13 protein-coding genes are annotated in these 14113 nt (G+C 61.8%); 8 read left to right on the top strand and 5 right to left on the bottom strand.

Going from position 1 to position 14113, the window contains the following annotated elements; all coding sequences use genetic code 11:
- Positions 1 to 41 precede the first annotated feature (41 nt).
- Positions 42 to 2429: a TonB-dependent receptor gene (locus GTP45_RS23710; protein WP_161016337.1), complete on the top strand. Its 2388-nt coding sequence runs from the start codon at positions 42 to 44 to the stop codon at positions 2427 to 2429.
- 280 nt (positions 2430 to 2709) lie between these two features.
- Here GTP45_RS23710 and GTP45_RS23705 read toward each other — a convergent pair whose 3' ends face one another.
- A complete protein-coding gene (locus GTP45_RS23705; protein ID WP_161016336.1) occupies positions 2710 to 3192 on the bottom strand; it encodes a hypothetical protein in 483 nt (160 codons plus the stop codon).
- A 337-nt stretch (positions 3193 to 3529) separates the two neighbouring features.
- Here GTP45_RS23705 and GTP45_RS23700 point away from each other — a divergent pair, with 337 nt between their 5' ends.
- Positions 3530 to 4369 carry an undecaprenyl-diphosphate phosphatase gene (locus tag GTP45_RS23700; RefSeq protein ID WP_161016335.1) on the top strand — a complete coding sequence of 280 codons (840 nt, stop codon included), beginning with the start codon at positions 3530 to 3532 and terminating at the stop codon, positions 4367 to 4369.
- A gap of 27 nt (positions 4370 to 4396) precedes the next feature.
- Complete coding sequence (recQ, locus tag GTP45_RS23695) at positions 4397 to 6220, top strand: DNA helicase RecQ (RefSeq protein ID WP_161016334.1); 1824 nt, start codon at positions 4397 to 4399, stop codon at positions 6218 to 6220.
- A gap of 6 nt (positions 6221 to 6226) precedes the next feature.
- On the opposite strand, the gene GTP45_RS29370 is transcribed toward recQ, so the two are convergent.
- The 3 genes from GTP45_RS29370 to GTP45_RS23685 all read right to left on the bottom strand — a co-directional run bounded on the left by GTP45_RS29370 (position 6227) and on the right by GTP45_RS23685 (position 8069).
- On the bottom strand, positions 6227 to 6667 hold the full coding sequence (locus GTP45_RS29370; protein ID WP_371874503.1) for an STY0301 family protein: 441 nt from the start codon (positions 6665 to 6667) through the stop codon (positions 6227 to 6229).
- A 2-nt stretch (positions 6668 to 6669) separates the two neighbouring features.
- Positions 6670 to 7059: a BPSL0067 family protein gene (locus tag GTP45_RS23690; RefSeq protein ID WP_161016333.1), complete on the bottom strand. Its 390-nt coding sequence runs from the start codon at positions 7057 to 7059 to the stop codon at positions 6670 to 6672.
- An 83-nt stretch (positions 7060 to 7142) separates the two neighbouring features.
- Complete coding sequence (locus tag GTP45_RS23685) at positions 7143 to 8069, bottom strand: helix-turn-helix domain-containing protein (protein WP_161016332.1); 927 nt, start codon at positions 8067 to 8069, stop codon at positions 7143 to 7145.
- 111 nt (positions 8070 to 8180) lie between these two features.
- On the opposite strand from GTP45_RS23685, the gene GTP45_RS23680 reads away from it, so the two are divergent.
- The 4 genes from GTP45_RS23680 to GTP45_RS23665 are packed head-to-tail and all read left to right on the top strand — an operon-like array spanning position 8181 to position 11816.
- Complete coding sequence (locus tag GTP45_RS23680; protein WP_161016331.1) at positions 8181 to 9083, top strand: DMT family transporter; 903 nt, start codon at positions 8181 to 8183, stop codon at positions 9081 to 9083.
- A gap of 13 nt (positions 9084 to 9096) precedes the next feature.
- Complete coding sequence (locus tag GTP45_RS23675) at positions 9097 to 10881, top strand: amidohydrolase (RefSeq protein WP_161016330.1); 1785 nt, start codon at positions 9097 to 9099, stop codon at positions 10879 to 10881.
- A gap of 39 nt (positions 10882 to 10920) precedes the next feature.
- On the top strand, positions 10921 to 11430 hold the full coding sequence (locus GTP45_RS23670) for a hypothetical protein (RefSeq protein WP_161016329.1): 510 nt from the start codon (positions 10921 to 10923) through the stop codon (positions 11428 to 11430).
- Positions 11427 to 11816 carry a hypothetical protein gene (locus GTP45_RS23665; RefSeq protein ID WP_161016328.1) on the top strand — a complete coding sequence of 130 codons (390 nt, stop codon included), beginning with the start codon at positions 11427 to 11429 and terminating at the stop codon, positions 11814 to 11816. The genes GTP45_RS23670 and GTP45_RS23665 overlap by 4 nt, the downstream gene beginning before the upstream one ends.
- On the opposite strand, the gene trmB is transcribed toward GTP45_RS23665, so the two are convergent.
- The gene (gene trmB / locus GTP45_RS23660) at positions 11817 to 12497 is read right to left on the bottom strand and encodes a tRNA (guanosine(46)-N7)-methyltransferase TrmB (RefSeq protein WP_161016564.1); all 681 of its coding nucleotides are present in this window, start codon (positions 12495 to 12497) and stop codon (positions 11817 to 11819) included. It abuts the gene before it with no gap.
- 210 nt (positions 12498 to 12707) lie between these two features.
- On the opposite strand from trmB, the gene GTP45_RS23655 reads away from it, so the two are divergent.
- Positions 12708 to 14048, top strand: coding sequence for a GH1 family beta-glucosidase (locus tag GTP45_RS23655; RefSeq protein ID WP_161016327.1), 1341 nt, complete (start codon positions 12708 to 12710; stop codon positions 14046 to 14048).
- Positions 14049 to 14113 lie beyond the last annotated feature (65 nt).

Below are 14113 nucleotides of genomic sequence, written 5' to 3'. Positions count from 1 at the left end.
TCTAGTTGAAGCACCAAAACCAATAAAACAGGAGACACCACATGCAACCGAAACAACCTCAACTGCGGCTCATCACAGCTGCGGTCGCCCTCGCCTTACTCAGCGGCGCTGCCGCCGCCCAGGATGCCGACAACGGCCGACTGGAATCCGTCATCGTCACCGCCAACAAGCGCGCACAGAACCTGCAAGACGTGCCGGCCTCGATCACCGTGCTGAACGACGCCGTCCTGCAACGCGCCAACGTGCGCGACCTCGAAGACGTGCCGGCCCTGTCGCCGGCGCTGACCCTGTCCTACGGCACCCAGCCGGGCAACTTCAGCATCAATATGCGCGGCATCGGCACCTTCTCGCTCGGCATCGGCGTGGAGGCCGACGTGGCCGTGATCGTTGACGACGTGCCGCTCGGCATGCAGGCCGGCGCGTTCAAGGACTTGGCCGACGTCGGCCGCATCGAGGTGCTGAAAGGCCCGCAAAGCACGCTGTTCGGCAAGAGCTCGATCGCGGGCGCGATCAACATCACCACCAAGCCGATCGGCGGCCCGTGGAAAACCAACGCCACCAGCTACGTCACCAACGACGACGAGTGGCGCGTCGGCATCAGCACCGGCGGCTCGGTCTCGGACACCCTGCGCCTGCGCATCGCCGCCAGCAAGACCAACTTCGACGGCACGCTCAACAACCTCACCACCGGCAAGAAACTCAATGGCAGCAAGGGCGACAACATCAGCGGCAAGCTCGAATGGCAACCGCTGGAACAGCTGACCCTGACGCTGACGCCGCACTACAACCGCACCGAAAAATTCTGCTGCTCCACCGCCTTCACCTCGATGTCTCCGGGCGCGCTGTACCGCAATGCGCCGCAGCTGCCGCCGTCGGTGGTACTGGCCGGCATCCACATCAGCCCGGACAACCGCGACGTGCGCAACGACTACCCAACCGGCGGCAAGTTCCACGATGCCGGCACCGGCGTCAAGCTGGACTGGGCGTTTGACGAGGACAGCGCGCTCAAAGGCCACACCCTGAGCTCGATCTCGTCCTACAGCAAGTACCACATGGACGACTACCAGGACAACGACAACACCGACGTCGACATCCTGCCCTTCCTGCTGCTGCCCAACGGCCAGCCGACCGGCATGCATGGCGGCCTGTACCAGTACGGCTACTTCGACGTCAAATCGACCACGCAGGAACTGCGCCTGACCTCGCCGGACAAAGGCGCGCTGCGCTACGTGGCCGGGCTGTGGTACGGCAAGAATGCGCTGACGCGCGAGCTGACCAAGGCGCCGCTGATCCAGGCCTACGGCACCGCCTACGGCGCCGACGCATGGAACATCAGCAAAGCCATCTACGGCCAAGGCTCGTGGGACTTCCGTCCCAACACCAGCCTGATCCTCGGCGCCCGCTACAACGACGAAGACACCGGCTACAACTTCCGCCGCTACACCGTGCCGCCGCAAGTCAAGGCCTTGACCGAGTTCTACACCAAGTCCGACAACGACAAGAGCAGCACCTACAAGCTGGGCCTGGAACACCGCCTGAACAAGGACGCGATGTTCTACGCCATGGCCTCCACCGGCCACAAGGGCAAGGCCTATGACCTGACCTCGGGCTTCACGGCGGCGACCGCCAAGCTGCCTGCGGTGGCGCCGGAAACCGCGCGCAGCTACGAGCTGGGCTGGAAGCAAAGCCTGTGGGACAACCGCGCCATGTTCAGCGTGGCCCTGTTCCGCACCAACTTCCGCCACTTCCAGCAATCGTCCAGCTTCTTCGACGACGACGGCACCTTCCGCACCGGCCTGAACAGCATCGGCGGCCTGCGCACGCAGGGCCTGGAAGTGGAAGGCAATGTGCGGGTGACGCGCGAGCTGCAACTGAACGGCAGCTTCGCCTACACCGAGGCCACCATTCAAGAGTTTGAAAACGGCCCGTGCTACAACGTCATCAACGCGGCGGGCACGGCCGGCACGCCGGGGCCGGGCTGCGCGCAGAATCCCAAGTACAACAACACCTTCGTGCAAAACTTGGCCGGCAAGACCCTGCCGAATGCGCCCAAGGTCAAAGTCAACTTGGGCGGCCAATATGACCTGATGTTGCCATCGTACGGCTTCAACGGCTTCATCGCCGGCTCCACGCGCTACCAGAGCCGCACCCAGTTCTCGCTGAACCAAGACCCGAACACCATCCAGGGTGCGTACGCCATCACCAACGTCAGCTTCGGCGTCAAAGACAAGCAAGACCGCTACAAAGTGACCTTCCTCGTCAACAACCTGTTCGACAAGCGCTACGCGACCGGCTTGAACAACGCCATCGCCAACGGCACCTGGAGCCCGAAAGCGCCGAACACGCCGATCGCGGTCAACACTACCGAGTGGATGCCGCCGCGCGACTTCCAGCGCTACTTCGGCGCCCGCCTCGACGTCACGTTCTAAAGAGCATCTCCCTCGCGACGCCACACCAAAGTCGCACTTTGCGCCCCCGCAGCCCGCTGCGGGGGCTTTTTTATGGGCCACCGCTATGGGGGCGTTGGGTATTCCAAAACCCAACTTAGTCTAAACAGGTCTAAACCGCGCGACCTAACACTAAACCAGTCTAAAACCCACGAGACCGCGTCGAAAACAGTCTAAAAAATTGGCACCAAGGTCTAAAACGGTCGCTTTTTTCAACTCGAAAGTCTAAAACGATCCATATATCTGTTCTCAGCTAAAACTTTTAGACTGCTTCAGCATCGAATTGCAGTATGCGCCCAGTGCGTCGTTGCAGTAGTTGGTCCGAATTTGCCCTGCAATCCAAAGCGTGCACCCAGTACTCTTCGCCGGGGAACCGTAGCCAGATAAACCGCCATGCGTTGCGGCCCTTGGTGTGGCGATTGGCGAATAGCGATGGGGTCAAGCTCGCGCCGTCATCGGACAAGATGCGGTCGCCTGTCACCTTGGCGAATTCCGTGGTGCGGTGATAGCTGGTTCTTAGGTTGGTGCCTTCGGGGAGGAACACATTCTTCCACTGATAACCGCGCAGTGCCGGGCCGTTTCTGAGCAGGGCCAGTCGCTCTTTCTCGACGGCCAACCAGCGCTTGAGCAGGTCGTTGATGAAGGCATCGAGTTTGACGCCGGGCCGGGTTTCAAACAGGTGAAATTCCAGATCCATTAAGTCGCTAATGGGCAGGTTGATGGAGCGTTTCGCGACGAATTCCATGATGTTCTCCTCCAAGCAGGTCTAAAAGTTAGGCAGCGGATCGGAAATTTGGTTCGTTTTAGACTTTCGCTTGAAAAAATGAGACCGGTTTAGACTTCGGTGCCGAATTTCGGGACCGTTTTAGACTTGCCCTTAGCTTTTTTAGACTTGAATAGTCCGGTTTTGCTCGATTTAGACCGATTTAGCCTTTTTCGCGATTTTGAATACCCCATCCCCCATACCCCATTACGGTTGAGTGAGATTCATAAAAGATTAACTTTGCCGTGGTAAGCTTCGACCCCGGTGCCCTCCTCACCGCTGCTTTTTTCTCCAACTTCCACGTGTAACCACTTAATTCATGGATATTGTTCTCGCGCTGAAGGCCCTGATCATGGGCTTGGTCGAAGGTTTAACGGAATTCTTGCCTATCTCTTCCACCGGCCACCTGATCCTCACCGAGCATCTGCTGGGCTTCCAGGGCATGGAGGAAAAAATCAATGTGTTTGAGATCGTGATCCAGGCCGGCGCCATCTTCGCCGTCTGCTGGGAATACCGTGCCCGCATCGCCAAGGTCACCACCGGGCTGACCACCGACCGCAAGCAGCAACGCTTTGCGCTGAATATCGCCATCGCCTTCCTGCCGCTGGCCCTGCTCGGTCTGGCGCTGGGCAATTTCCTCAAGGAGCACCTGTTCAAGCCGGTGCCGGTGGCCCTGGCGCTGATCGTCGGCGGCATCGTCATCCTGCTGGTCGAGCGCCACGTGGCCGCCAACCCGGTCTCCGTGCGGGTGCACTCGGTCGATGACATGACGCCGCTCGATGCCTTAAAAATGGGCATCGCCCAGGCTTTTGCGCTGATTCCCGGCACCAGCCGCTCCGGCTCCACCATCATCGGCGGCATGATGTTCGGCTTCTCGCGCCAGGCTGCGACCGAGTTTTCCTTCCTGCTCGGGATACCCACGCTGCTGATCGCCTCGGCCTACTCGCTGTTCAAGGCGCGCGACCTGCTGGCCGTGTCGGATCTGCCGATGTTTACCGTCGGCACGGTGTCCGCATTTATCTCGGCGTTCTTCTGCGTGCGCTGGCTGCTGCGCTACGTGGCGTCCCATACCTTCACGGTGTTTGCGTGGTATCGCATCGCATTTGGCCTGTTAGTGCTGGTGACCGGTTACACTGGCGTTATTATCTGGGCCGACTAACATTTTTTGAAAAGCAGTAGCAGTATCATGAATCATCAGGACAACAACGAACGCGCGCTCCACTTGCTGCAAACCGTGTTCGGCTACCCAGCCTTCCGCGGACAGCAAGGGGAGATTGTCGGCCACGTGGCGGGCGGCGGCGACGCGCTGGTTCTGATGCCAACCGGCGGTGGCAAGTCGCTGTGCTACCAGATTCCAGCCTTGCTACGCGACGGCGTTGGGGTGGTGGTGTCGCCGCTGATCGCGCTGATGCAGGATCAGGTCGACGCGCTGGAAGAGGTCGGCGTGCGCGCGGCGTTTTTGAATTCTACCCAGTCGTACGAGGAAGCCAGCCGCATCGAACGCTTGGTGCGCACCGGCGAGATTGACCTGGTCTACGTCGCGCCCGAGCGGCTGATGACGGATCGCTGCCTGAACCTGTTCCAGAATTCGAACATCTCGCTGTTTGCGATTGACGAGGCGCACTGCGTGTCGCAATGGGGGCATGACTTCCGGCCCGAGTACATCAAGCTGTCGGTGCTGCACGAGCAGTTCCCGAACGTGCCGCGCATTGCGCTGACCGCAACCGCCGATCCGCAAACGCGCGCCGAAATCGTGCACCGCTTGCAGCTGGAGGATGCGGCGCAATTCGTGTCCTCGTTCGACCGTCCCAACATCCGCTATCAAATCGTCGAGAAAGCCAACGGCCGCAAGCAGCTGCTGGACTTCATCACCACCGAGCATGGCGGCGACTGCGGCATCGTCTACTGCCTGTCGCGCAAGAAGGTGGAGGAGACGGCGGAATTCCTGAACGAGAACGGCGTACGCGCGCTGGCCTATCACGCCGGCATGGATCACGCGGTGCGGGCGGCGAACCAGGCCAAGTTCCTGCGCGAAGAGAACATCGTCATGTGCGCCACCATCGCGTTTGGCATGGGCATCGACAAGCCGAACGTGCGCTTCGTCTGCCACCTGGATCTGCCGAAAAGTATCGAAGGCTACTACCAGGAGACCGGCCGCGCGGGCCGCGACGGCGAGCCGTCCAGCGCATGGATGGCCTACGGCCTGCAGGACGTGGTGCTGCAACGGCGGATGATCGACGAATCCGAAGCCGACGAAACCTTCAAGCGCGTGCTGGGCAACAAGCTCGATGCGATGCTTGGTCTGTGCGAGACCCTGAGCTGCCGGCGCGTGCGCCTGCTCGACTACTTCGGCGAGAAGGCCGGGCCTTGCGGCAATTGCGATACCTGCTTGATTCCACCAGTGTCCTTCGACGGCACGGTGCCGGTGCAGAAGCTGTTGTCGACCGTGTACCGCGTCGACCAGCGCTTCGCGGCCGGCCACGTGATCGACGTGCTGCGCGGGCAGGAGACGGAGCGGATTAAGACGTGGCATCACGATTCGCTGTCGGTGTTTGGCATTGGCGCGGATCGCAGCGAGCAGGAATGGCGCGCGATTTTGCGCCAGGTGATTGCGCTGGGCCTGCTGACCGTCGATCACGAACAATTCAGTTCATTGAAGCTGACCGACGCTGCGCGCCCGGTGCTGAAAGGCGGACAGAAAGTCCAGCTGCGCCAGTACCAGAAACCGGTCAAGCAGAAGCCGAGCCGCGCAGCCAAGGGCTACGTCGAGAGCGACCTGTCGGCGCACGAGCAGAAAATCTTCGACCGCCTGCGCTCGTGGCGCATGGGCACGGCGCGCGAGCACAACGTCGCCGCCTACATCATCTTCAACGACGCCACCCTGCGCGAAATCGCCAAGGCCCGCCCGATGGCCCTGGACGACCTGCGCGGCATCTCCGGCGTCGGCGAGAAAAAACTCGCCTCCTACGGCGACGAAATCGTCACCCTGATCAGCGAGATGAACGACTAGGTGCCGTCACCGACAAGCGATTTCGATCGTTCGCGACCCCGCCTTGGGACTGGGGCCATAGCTCACGGAACACGATGAGTACCCAGCTTGCATTCTCTTTGCCAGCGTGATCTCCCCTGCAGCGCCGCCGTAGCCGCACACCAGCCAAAGACCGTCGGCAAACTCGTCTTTATCGAATTGCCATGTCTCGACTGATCGTTTGCCTTTATCGACAACGGTATCGGGCTTAAGGTCGGCAAGCTTCTCTGGCGGGCCATTGTTAAAGCCCGCTGAACTCAATCTAAAGTCCCAAGAAGGGCGGGCCACCCAACCAGCCGGGGACTGAGTGACCTGTATCGCGGCCGCCGGGACGACTGTCGGACAGGCGATACGTGTAGGCTCGACCGGAAATCCATAGGCAGGCGCGGTTGCGAGCAAAGCTTGTAGGAGATAGCGCAGACTTTTCATAATCAGTGCTCAATCACGAAGAACGCATCGGCATTGTTGCTCGGTTTTTTGAAACTGCCATCTTTGTTCTTGCCCAGCGACTCAAGGAAGCGCTCCGAGACGTGCGGCTTTCTTTCGCTGTTCCATTGATCCATCACATAGATCCCATTGATCCCTTGGCGCAGGAAGAATGCTGCGTGATTTCCGTGCTTCGCATTCGGATAGCGACCATCTTTGAAGGTCGCTATCGCCGTACCTTTTCGAATCATTGGATTGCCGAACGCCGCTTCGCCTTGGCGCCAACCACTAGCTGGACCAGCATCGGTGTAATGCTGAATAAGAACGACACATTGATGCGTTCCCACTTTAGCGCTGCCTTCAAGAGCATCGACTTTGGAATACACGTATGGCATGAGAATCTCCTTTTGATAAGCCGAACGCTTACTATCGCCCATTGAGCGCTAGGAGAATTTGATTAGCCTCAGACGCAGAGGAATTAGGCCAGCACGATGCTGCGGTAGCGGCTTGGTGGGGCGCCTAGGGCGGTGCGGAAGCGGTGGCTGAAGTGGCTTAGGTCGGCGTAGCCGCAGGCGTCGGCGATTTGCTGCAGCGAGTGGTCGGTGGTTTTCAGCAGCATGCGCGCGTGGTCGATGCGGCGCGCGGCGATCCACGCGGAGGGCGGCATGCCGAACGAGACTTTGAACATGCGCAGCAGGTGGTACTCGGACAGGCAGGCCAATTGCGCCAGCATACCCAGCGTGATGTTTTGCGCGAGGTTCGCTTCGATGTAGTCGGCCAAGCGCCGACGCACTGCCGGCGATAAGCCTCCTCGCACGCGCGCTTGGTGCTGCGGCACCGATTGCGCCAGCAGCAGGTGGCTCAGGGTTTCGTGCGTGACTTCGTTGGCGCGCAGCTGGGCGTCGGCGCCGTCCCACGGCATCTCGGCCAGCGCCGCGCACAGGTGGCCGATGCGCTCGTGCTCGAAGTAGGTGCGGTCGGCCAAGGTCAGCTCGCGCGGCTCGCGATCCAGCTCCACCACCGCGCGGCGCGTGAAATGCTCGGGCAGGAAGTAGATGTGCATGAAGTGCATTTGCCCGCGCACTGTCCACGACGATTCGTGCCAATCGGGCAGCGTGCACAATCGCTTCGGTGCGCCGTACAAGCCCGGTAACTCGGTGCGCTCGGTGCGGTGGCCACCATCGAGGTAGTAGGACAGCGTGTGGTGGCCCGGATGGTCGTAGCTGGTCTCCGCGCACGGCGTGTCGCGCCGCCAGATCGCCAGCGCCAGTTCATCGCCCAGCCACGCAAAGCGCTCCAGCTGCGCATCGGTTTCCGACATGGTCTTGAAGACGGAATGCGACAGCCGCCCGTCCGGCAAGGCAGACAGCAAGGTAGCAGGCAGGTTGTGGGCGCGCGAGGTCATGAATAAAGTCTAGCACGGTGCGCCAGCCCGCGCAGGCCGCAGCCTCGGCCCCCAGCCGATATGCGCAATTTCAGACAAGTCGCCACGCCGCGCGGACGGCATGCTGGCGCCATGAATACTTTCCTCTACCTTCTCACGGTGCTCATCTGGGGCACCACCTGGATCGCCATCACTTTCCAGCTGGGCGTCGTCCCGGCCCCGGTGTCGATCGCCTACCGCTTCTGGATCGCCGCCGCCGTGCTGCTGGCCGGACTGCTGATCATGCGCCGCCAGTGGTGGCCGCCGCGGCAAGCGTGGCCTTACCTGTTCGCGCAAGGGATTGCGCTGTTTTGCGTGAACTTCCTGTGCTTCTACTACGCCAGCCAATGGGTCACCAGCGGCCTCGAAGCAGTGGTGTTCTCCACAGCGCCGCTGTGGAACGCGATCAATGGCCGCATCTTCCTCGGCCGTCCGATCAAGCCGCAGGTGATGGTCGGCGCCCTGCTCGGCCTTGGTGGCATCGTGCTGCTGTTCGCGCCGCAGATGGCCGGCCACTGGCACGACAGCCACACGCTGTTCGGCCTCGCGCTGACGCTGGGCGGCACGCTGTGCTTCTCTTGCGGGAACCTGCTCTCCAGCCGCATGCAATCGCTGGGCCTCGGCCTGACGCCGTGGCTGACCAACACCTGGGCGATGCTGATCGGCTCCACCACGCTGGGCGTGGCGGCGCTGGCGATGGGCATGCCGTTCACGCTGGACGAGTCGCCGCGCTACCTCGGCGCGCTGCTGTATCTCGCCATTCCCGGCTCGGTGATCGGCTTTACCGCCTACCTGATGCTGGTTGGCCGCATCGGCCCTGACCGCGCGGCCTATTCCACGGTATTATTCCCCATCGTAGCGCTGACTATTTCGACTTTTTACGAAGGCTACCATTGGACGCCGCTGGCCCTGTGCGGGCTGGCGCTGGTACTGGCGGGGAATCTGCTGGCGTTTCTGCCGCCGTCCCTGCGCGCCAAGCTGATGGGAGCCGCATAGAACTGGAGATTGCATGATCCGCACCGGCCTTCTTGCCGCACTGGCCCTGAGCCTGACCGTCACCGCGCACGCCGCCACCAAGCCGGCCGACACGGTCTACCGCAACGGCTACATCTACACCGTAGATGCCAAGGACAGCGTGCAGCAAGCGCTGGCCGTGCGCGGCGGCCGCATTGTCTACGTCGGCGATAACGACGGCGTGCAAGCGCTGACCGGCAAGAAGACCGAAGTCATTGATCTGCAAGGCCGCATGCTGATGCCCGGTTTGATCGACGCCCACATGCACCCGCAATCGGGCGGCAGCCGCCTGCTCAATTGCAGCCTCAATTACGAGCCGCTGACGGTGCAGCAGTTCCAGTCGCGCATTCAAGCCTGCCTGGATAACGATAAGAAGTCCGGGCCTGAGCGCTGGCTCATCGTGGTCAACTGGTTCCAGCAAGGGATGCTGCCGGATGGCGTGGAAACCACCGCCGCCATGCTCGATACGCTGAAGACCGAGCGGCCGATCATCGTGCGCTCGTCGTTCGGCCACTCGGCGCTGCTCAATTCCAAGGGCATCAAGCTGGCGAAGATAGCGCGCGATACGCAAGACCCGGCCGGCGGCAAGATCACCCGCGACGATAAAGGCAACGCCACCGGCCTGCTGGAAGACGCGGCGCAGGACTTGGCCATGAATCTACTGCCGCCGTTGACGGTGGCCGAGAATCTGGCCGCGTCCAAGGCAGCGCTGGCGGCGATGCGCCAGCAAGGCATCACCACCTTCCTCGACGCTTACACCGATCCCGAAACCATGACGGCCTTCGCCGATCTGCAGAAGCAAGGCAAGCTGACGGCGCGCGCGCACTTCGCGGTGCTGATCGATCTCGATAAGGGCGCGACGCCGCAAAGCGCGGTGGCGGAGCTGGTCAAGCAGCAGAAACAGTTCGACCAAGGCCCGACCAAGGTTGCGCCGTCGATGCAAGTGCGGCACGCCAAGCTGTTCATGGACGGTGTGATTTCCGCGCCGGCCTTCACCGGCGCCATGATCGATCCTTACCTCGTCAACAAGGGCACGCCGGAGAAGCCGGATTGGCAGCCCGGCCCGCATAATGGGCCGGCCAGCTATTTCTCGCCGGAGTCGCTGCGCGCTACGTTGAAGGAACTGGCGCGTGCGCATATCGATCCGCACATACACGTTGATGGCGACCGCGCGGTGCGCGAATCACTGGACGCGATCGCCGACCTGCGCAACACGCCAGAGGGTAAGCGCGTGCGGCCGGCGTTGGCGCATGATGAAATCGTCGCGCCGGAAGACTATCCGCGCTTTGCGCAATTGGACGTCACGCCGGTTCTGTCCTTCCAGTGGGCCAAGCCTGCGCCGGACACGGTGGGTGCGCTGAAGGACTTCATGGGGCCGCAGCGTTATGCGCTGGTGGAGCCGCAAGCGCTGCTGCTCAATGCCGGTGCGCGCATTGCGTATGGCAGCGATTGGCCGGTCGATCCGCTTGATGAATGGTTCGCGCTGAAGGTCGGCGTGACCCGCACTGCTGCGCCGGATGCCGGCAAGGAGTACGCAGGCACGCTGACCGCGCAACCGGGTTTGCCACGCGCCGCTGCGCTGCGGGCGATCACGCTCAATGCGGCCTACACTTTGCGGCAGGAGACGCAAACCGGTTCGCTGGAAGTGGGCAAGCTGGCGGACTTGATTGTCCTCGATCGTAACTTCTTCACGATACCGGCGGAGGACATCGCCAACATCAAGGTGCTGCAAACGGTGGTAGGCGGGAAAATCGTCTATCAGTCCAAGGGCATGCGGTAAGTAAGTTAAGATAGCGGCCTTTGCATAAACTGACGCGCCATGACTTTCGCCATTTCCCTGTTGATCATTTTTGCCACTGCGGCGGTGGTCTACGCGATTATCAAGACTAATCCGAACAAGCCGCAGCCATTGCCGCTGCCGACCGGCGTGCCGTATGAGCCTACGCTGCCGGATGGCGCGCCGGCGCTGCATTGGTCGGATGGCGGGCGGTTCATGGTGGAGGTGATGACGGAGTCGCGTTATCAGCCTGCTCTCAAAGCGCTTGCAGGAGAACATGGCGAGCGTGCGGCCGCTGCGCAGTTCGTGGCGACGCTGATGCCGGATGATCGTAACGCTTACGAGAATTTAGCCGTGGCGGTGTTTATCGAGGGCCGCATGGTGGGCTATCTGTCGCAGAAGGCGGCGGTCAAGTTCCGTGAGCTGCTGCGCAAGAAGGAAGCCACCGGCCAGCTAAGCACCTGCGATGCGCAAGTACGCGGCGGCGCGCTGTGGGAGGGCAAGCGCCTGCAATACGTGGTGGTGCTGGACGTGGAGCCGCTGGAAAAATGAAGACGCTGATCGCCGCGATGCTCGTCAGCGGTGCAGCAGTCGCCGAGCCGCTGGTGGTGCACTACAACGAGCGCCCGCCGCATCACTATACCGAGCGTGGCAGGCCGACCGGCGACGCTATCGCCACGGTGAAGCGCGCGCTTGATGCGGCGCGCCTTCCGTACCAGTTGCGCAGCACACCGGCCAAGCAGCAGCTGATTATCCTGCAAAAGAACGAGGCGCCGGCCTGCATGCTGGCGTGGGTCGATCTGCCGGGCCGCGACGACAAGGGCAAGCTGTCGGAGAAAATCTACGATGAGCGCCGCCTGTGGTGCACCAGGGCGACGCCGGATGAGACGATCCAGCGCATCGATGCAGCACTGCGCAACGCAGCGCTGCCGAAGTGATTACTTCTTGGTGAAGACCAAATCCCACACGCCGTGGCCCAGCTTGAGGCCGCGGTTTTCAAACTTGGTCAGCGGGCGATAAGCCGGCTGCGGCGCGTAGCCGTCCGCAGTGTTCTGCAAGCCTTCTTCGGCGCTCATCACTTCCAGCATCTGCACCGCGTAATCTTCCCAGTCGGTGGCGAGGTGGATGTAGCCGCCCACTTCCAGCTTCTGCACCAGATGCTTCACGAACGGCGACTGAATCAGGCGGCGCTTGTTGTGGCGCGCCTTGTGCCATGGATCCGGGAAGTAGATATGCACGCCGTGCAGCGAACCATCCGGGATCATGAAGTTCAACACTTCCACCGCATCGTGCTGGATCGCCTTCAGGTTGGTCAGGCCCTGTTCGTTAATCAGCTTGAGCAGGCTGCCCACGCCCGGGGTGTGCACTTCCACGCCGATGAAGTCCTTCTCCGGCATCACGCCGGCGATGTGCGCGGTGGTGCCGCCCATGCCGAAGCCGATTTCCAGCACCACCGGCGCCTTGCGGCCAAACGCCTGCTCGTAGTCGAGCGGCGCCTTGGTGTACTCGATCAGGAACTTCGGGCCCAGCTCCTCCAGCGAACGCGCCTGCGCGGTCGACAGGCGGCCGGCGCGGGTCACGAAGCTGCGGATGCGGTGTTCGGTCGGGTCGTACAGCATCGGCCGCGCTGGGCCGTCTTTAGGCGTATCGGAAGACATGGTGGAAATCGGCGTTATTTATTTGAGGCGGCATTATATCAGGCTTGGCCCCCGGTTTTTTCAAATCGATTGACACCCGGATTGACTTCGGGTCTAATCGAGACTGAGGCGTGAAATCGTTTTCAAACGTAGCTATGCCCTCCATTTCGATCCTGACAAACTTATTCAAAAATGACCGATTTCACGCAATTCCCACCCTCGTTTACCTGGGGCGTCGCCACCAGCGCCTTCCAGATTGAAGGCGGCGCGACCGCCGACGGCAAAGGCCCATCGATCTGGGACACCTTCAGCCACACGCCGGGCAAAGTCATCGACGGCACCAACGGCGACGTCGCCTGCGACCACTACAACCGCTACCCGGAAGACGTGGCCATCATGGCCGGCCTCGGCGTGGACGCCTACCGCTTCTCGATGGCGTGGGCGCGCGTGCAGCCGCAGGGCAAGGGCGCATGGAACGAAGCGGGCTGGGACTTCTACGACCGCCTGCTGAAAGAACTCGAAGGCAAGGGCATCGCCGCCCACATCACCCTGTACCACTGGGATCTGCCGCAAGGCCTGCAAGACGAAGGCGGCTGGCTCAACCGCGAAACCGCCTACCACTTCGCCGAGTACGCGGCCGAAGTCGCGCGCCGTTTCGGCAATCGCGTGAAAACGATTGCAACGCACAATGAACCGTGGTGCACGGCCAATCTCGGCTACGGCAACGCGCAATTTGCGCCGGGCGTGGCTGATCTGAAACAGTCGATCCAGGTGTCGCACCACCTGGTGCTGTCGCACGGCCTGGCGATGAGCGCGATGCGCAAAGTCGGCAGCTCGGCCCAGCTCGGCATCGTGCTGAACCAGTGGACCGCCGACCCGGCCACCGACAGCGAAGCCGACAAGGCCGCCGCCGCGTTTGAATATTCGCGCTCGGTCGAATGGTTCATGGATCCTATCTTCAAGGGCAAGTACCCGGAACTGGCGCTGAAAGTGCACGGCGACAACGCGCCGGTGGTGCAGGACGGCGACCTGGCCATCGCCCACCAGAAGATCGACTTCCTCGGCGTGAACTACTACTTCCGCGCCTTCTGCTCGACCGAAACGCCGCCGCGCCAGCCTGAGTGCAAGCTGGGCAAGACCGACATGGGCTGGGAAATCTACCCGGACGGCCTGACCGAACTGCTGCTGAAACTGCATGCCGACTACGAACTGCCGCCGATCTACATCACCGAGAACGGCATGGCCAACCCGGACAGCGTCGTCAACGGCGAGGTGCCGGACGAGGCGCGCATCGATTTCGTCAAGCGCCACCTGAAGGCCCTGAACGACGCCCGCCTGCAAGGCGTGAACATCCAGGGCTACTTCCTGTGGTCGCTGCTCGATAACTTCGAGTGGAACTCGGGCTATGCCAAGCGTTTCGGCATCGTCCACGTCGACTATGCCACCCAGAAGCGCACGCTGAAAAACAGCGCCCTGTGGTATCGCGACTATCTGGTTCAACAGCGTCCGCAAAAGACCGCACACGCTGCCTGAGCAACGCAACAGTAGTACCGCCGCCGGCCTTCGGGCCGGCGGCTTCCGTTTAAGCTGGCCGCAGA

Origin of the sequence: Duganella rivi (assembly GCF_009857435.1) — a bacterium.
GTDB classification, from domain to species: domain Bacteria; phylum Pseudomonadota; class Gammaproteobacteria; order Burkholderiales; family Burkholderiaceae_D; genus Rugamonas; species Rugamonas rivi.
Note: the sequence above shows the minus strand (reverse complement) of the source record. Positions and strands in the feature narration are given on the sequence as shown.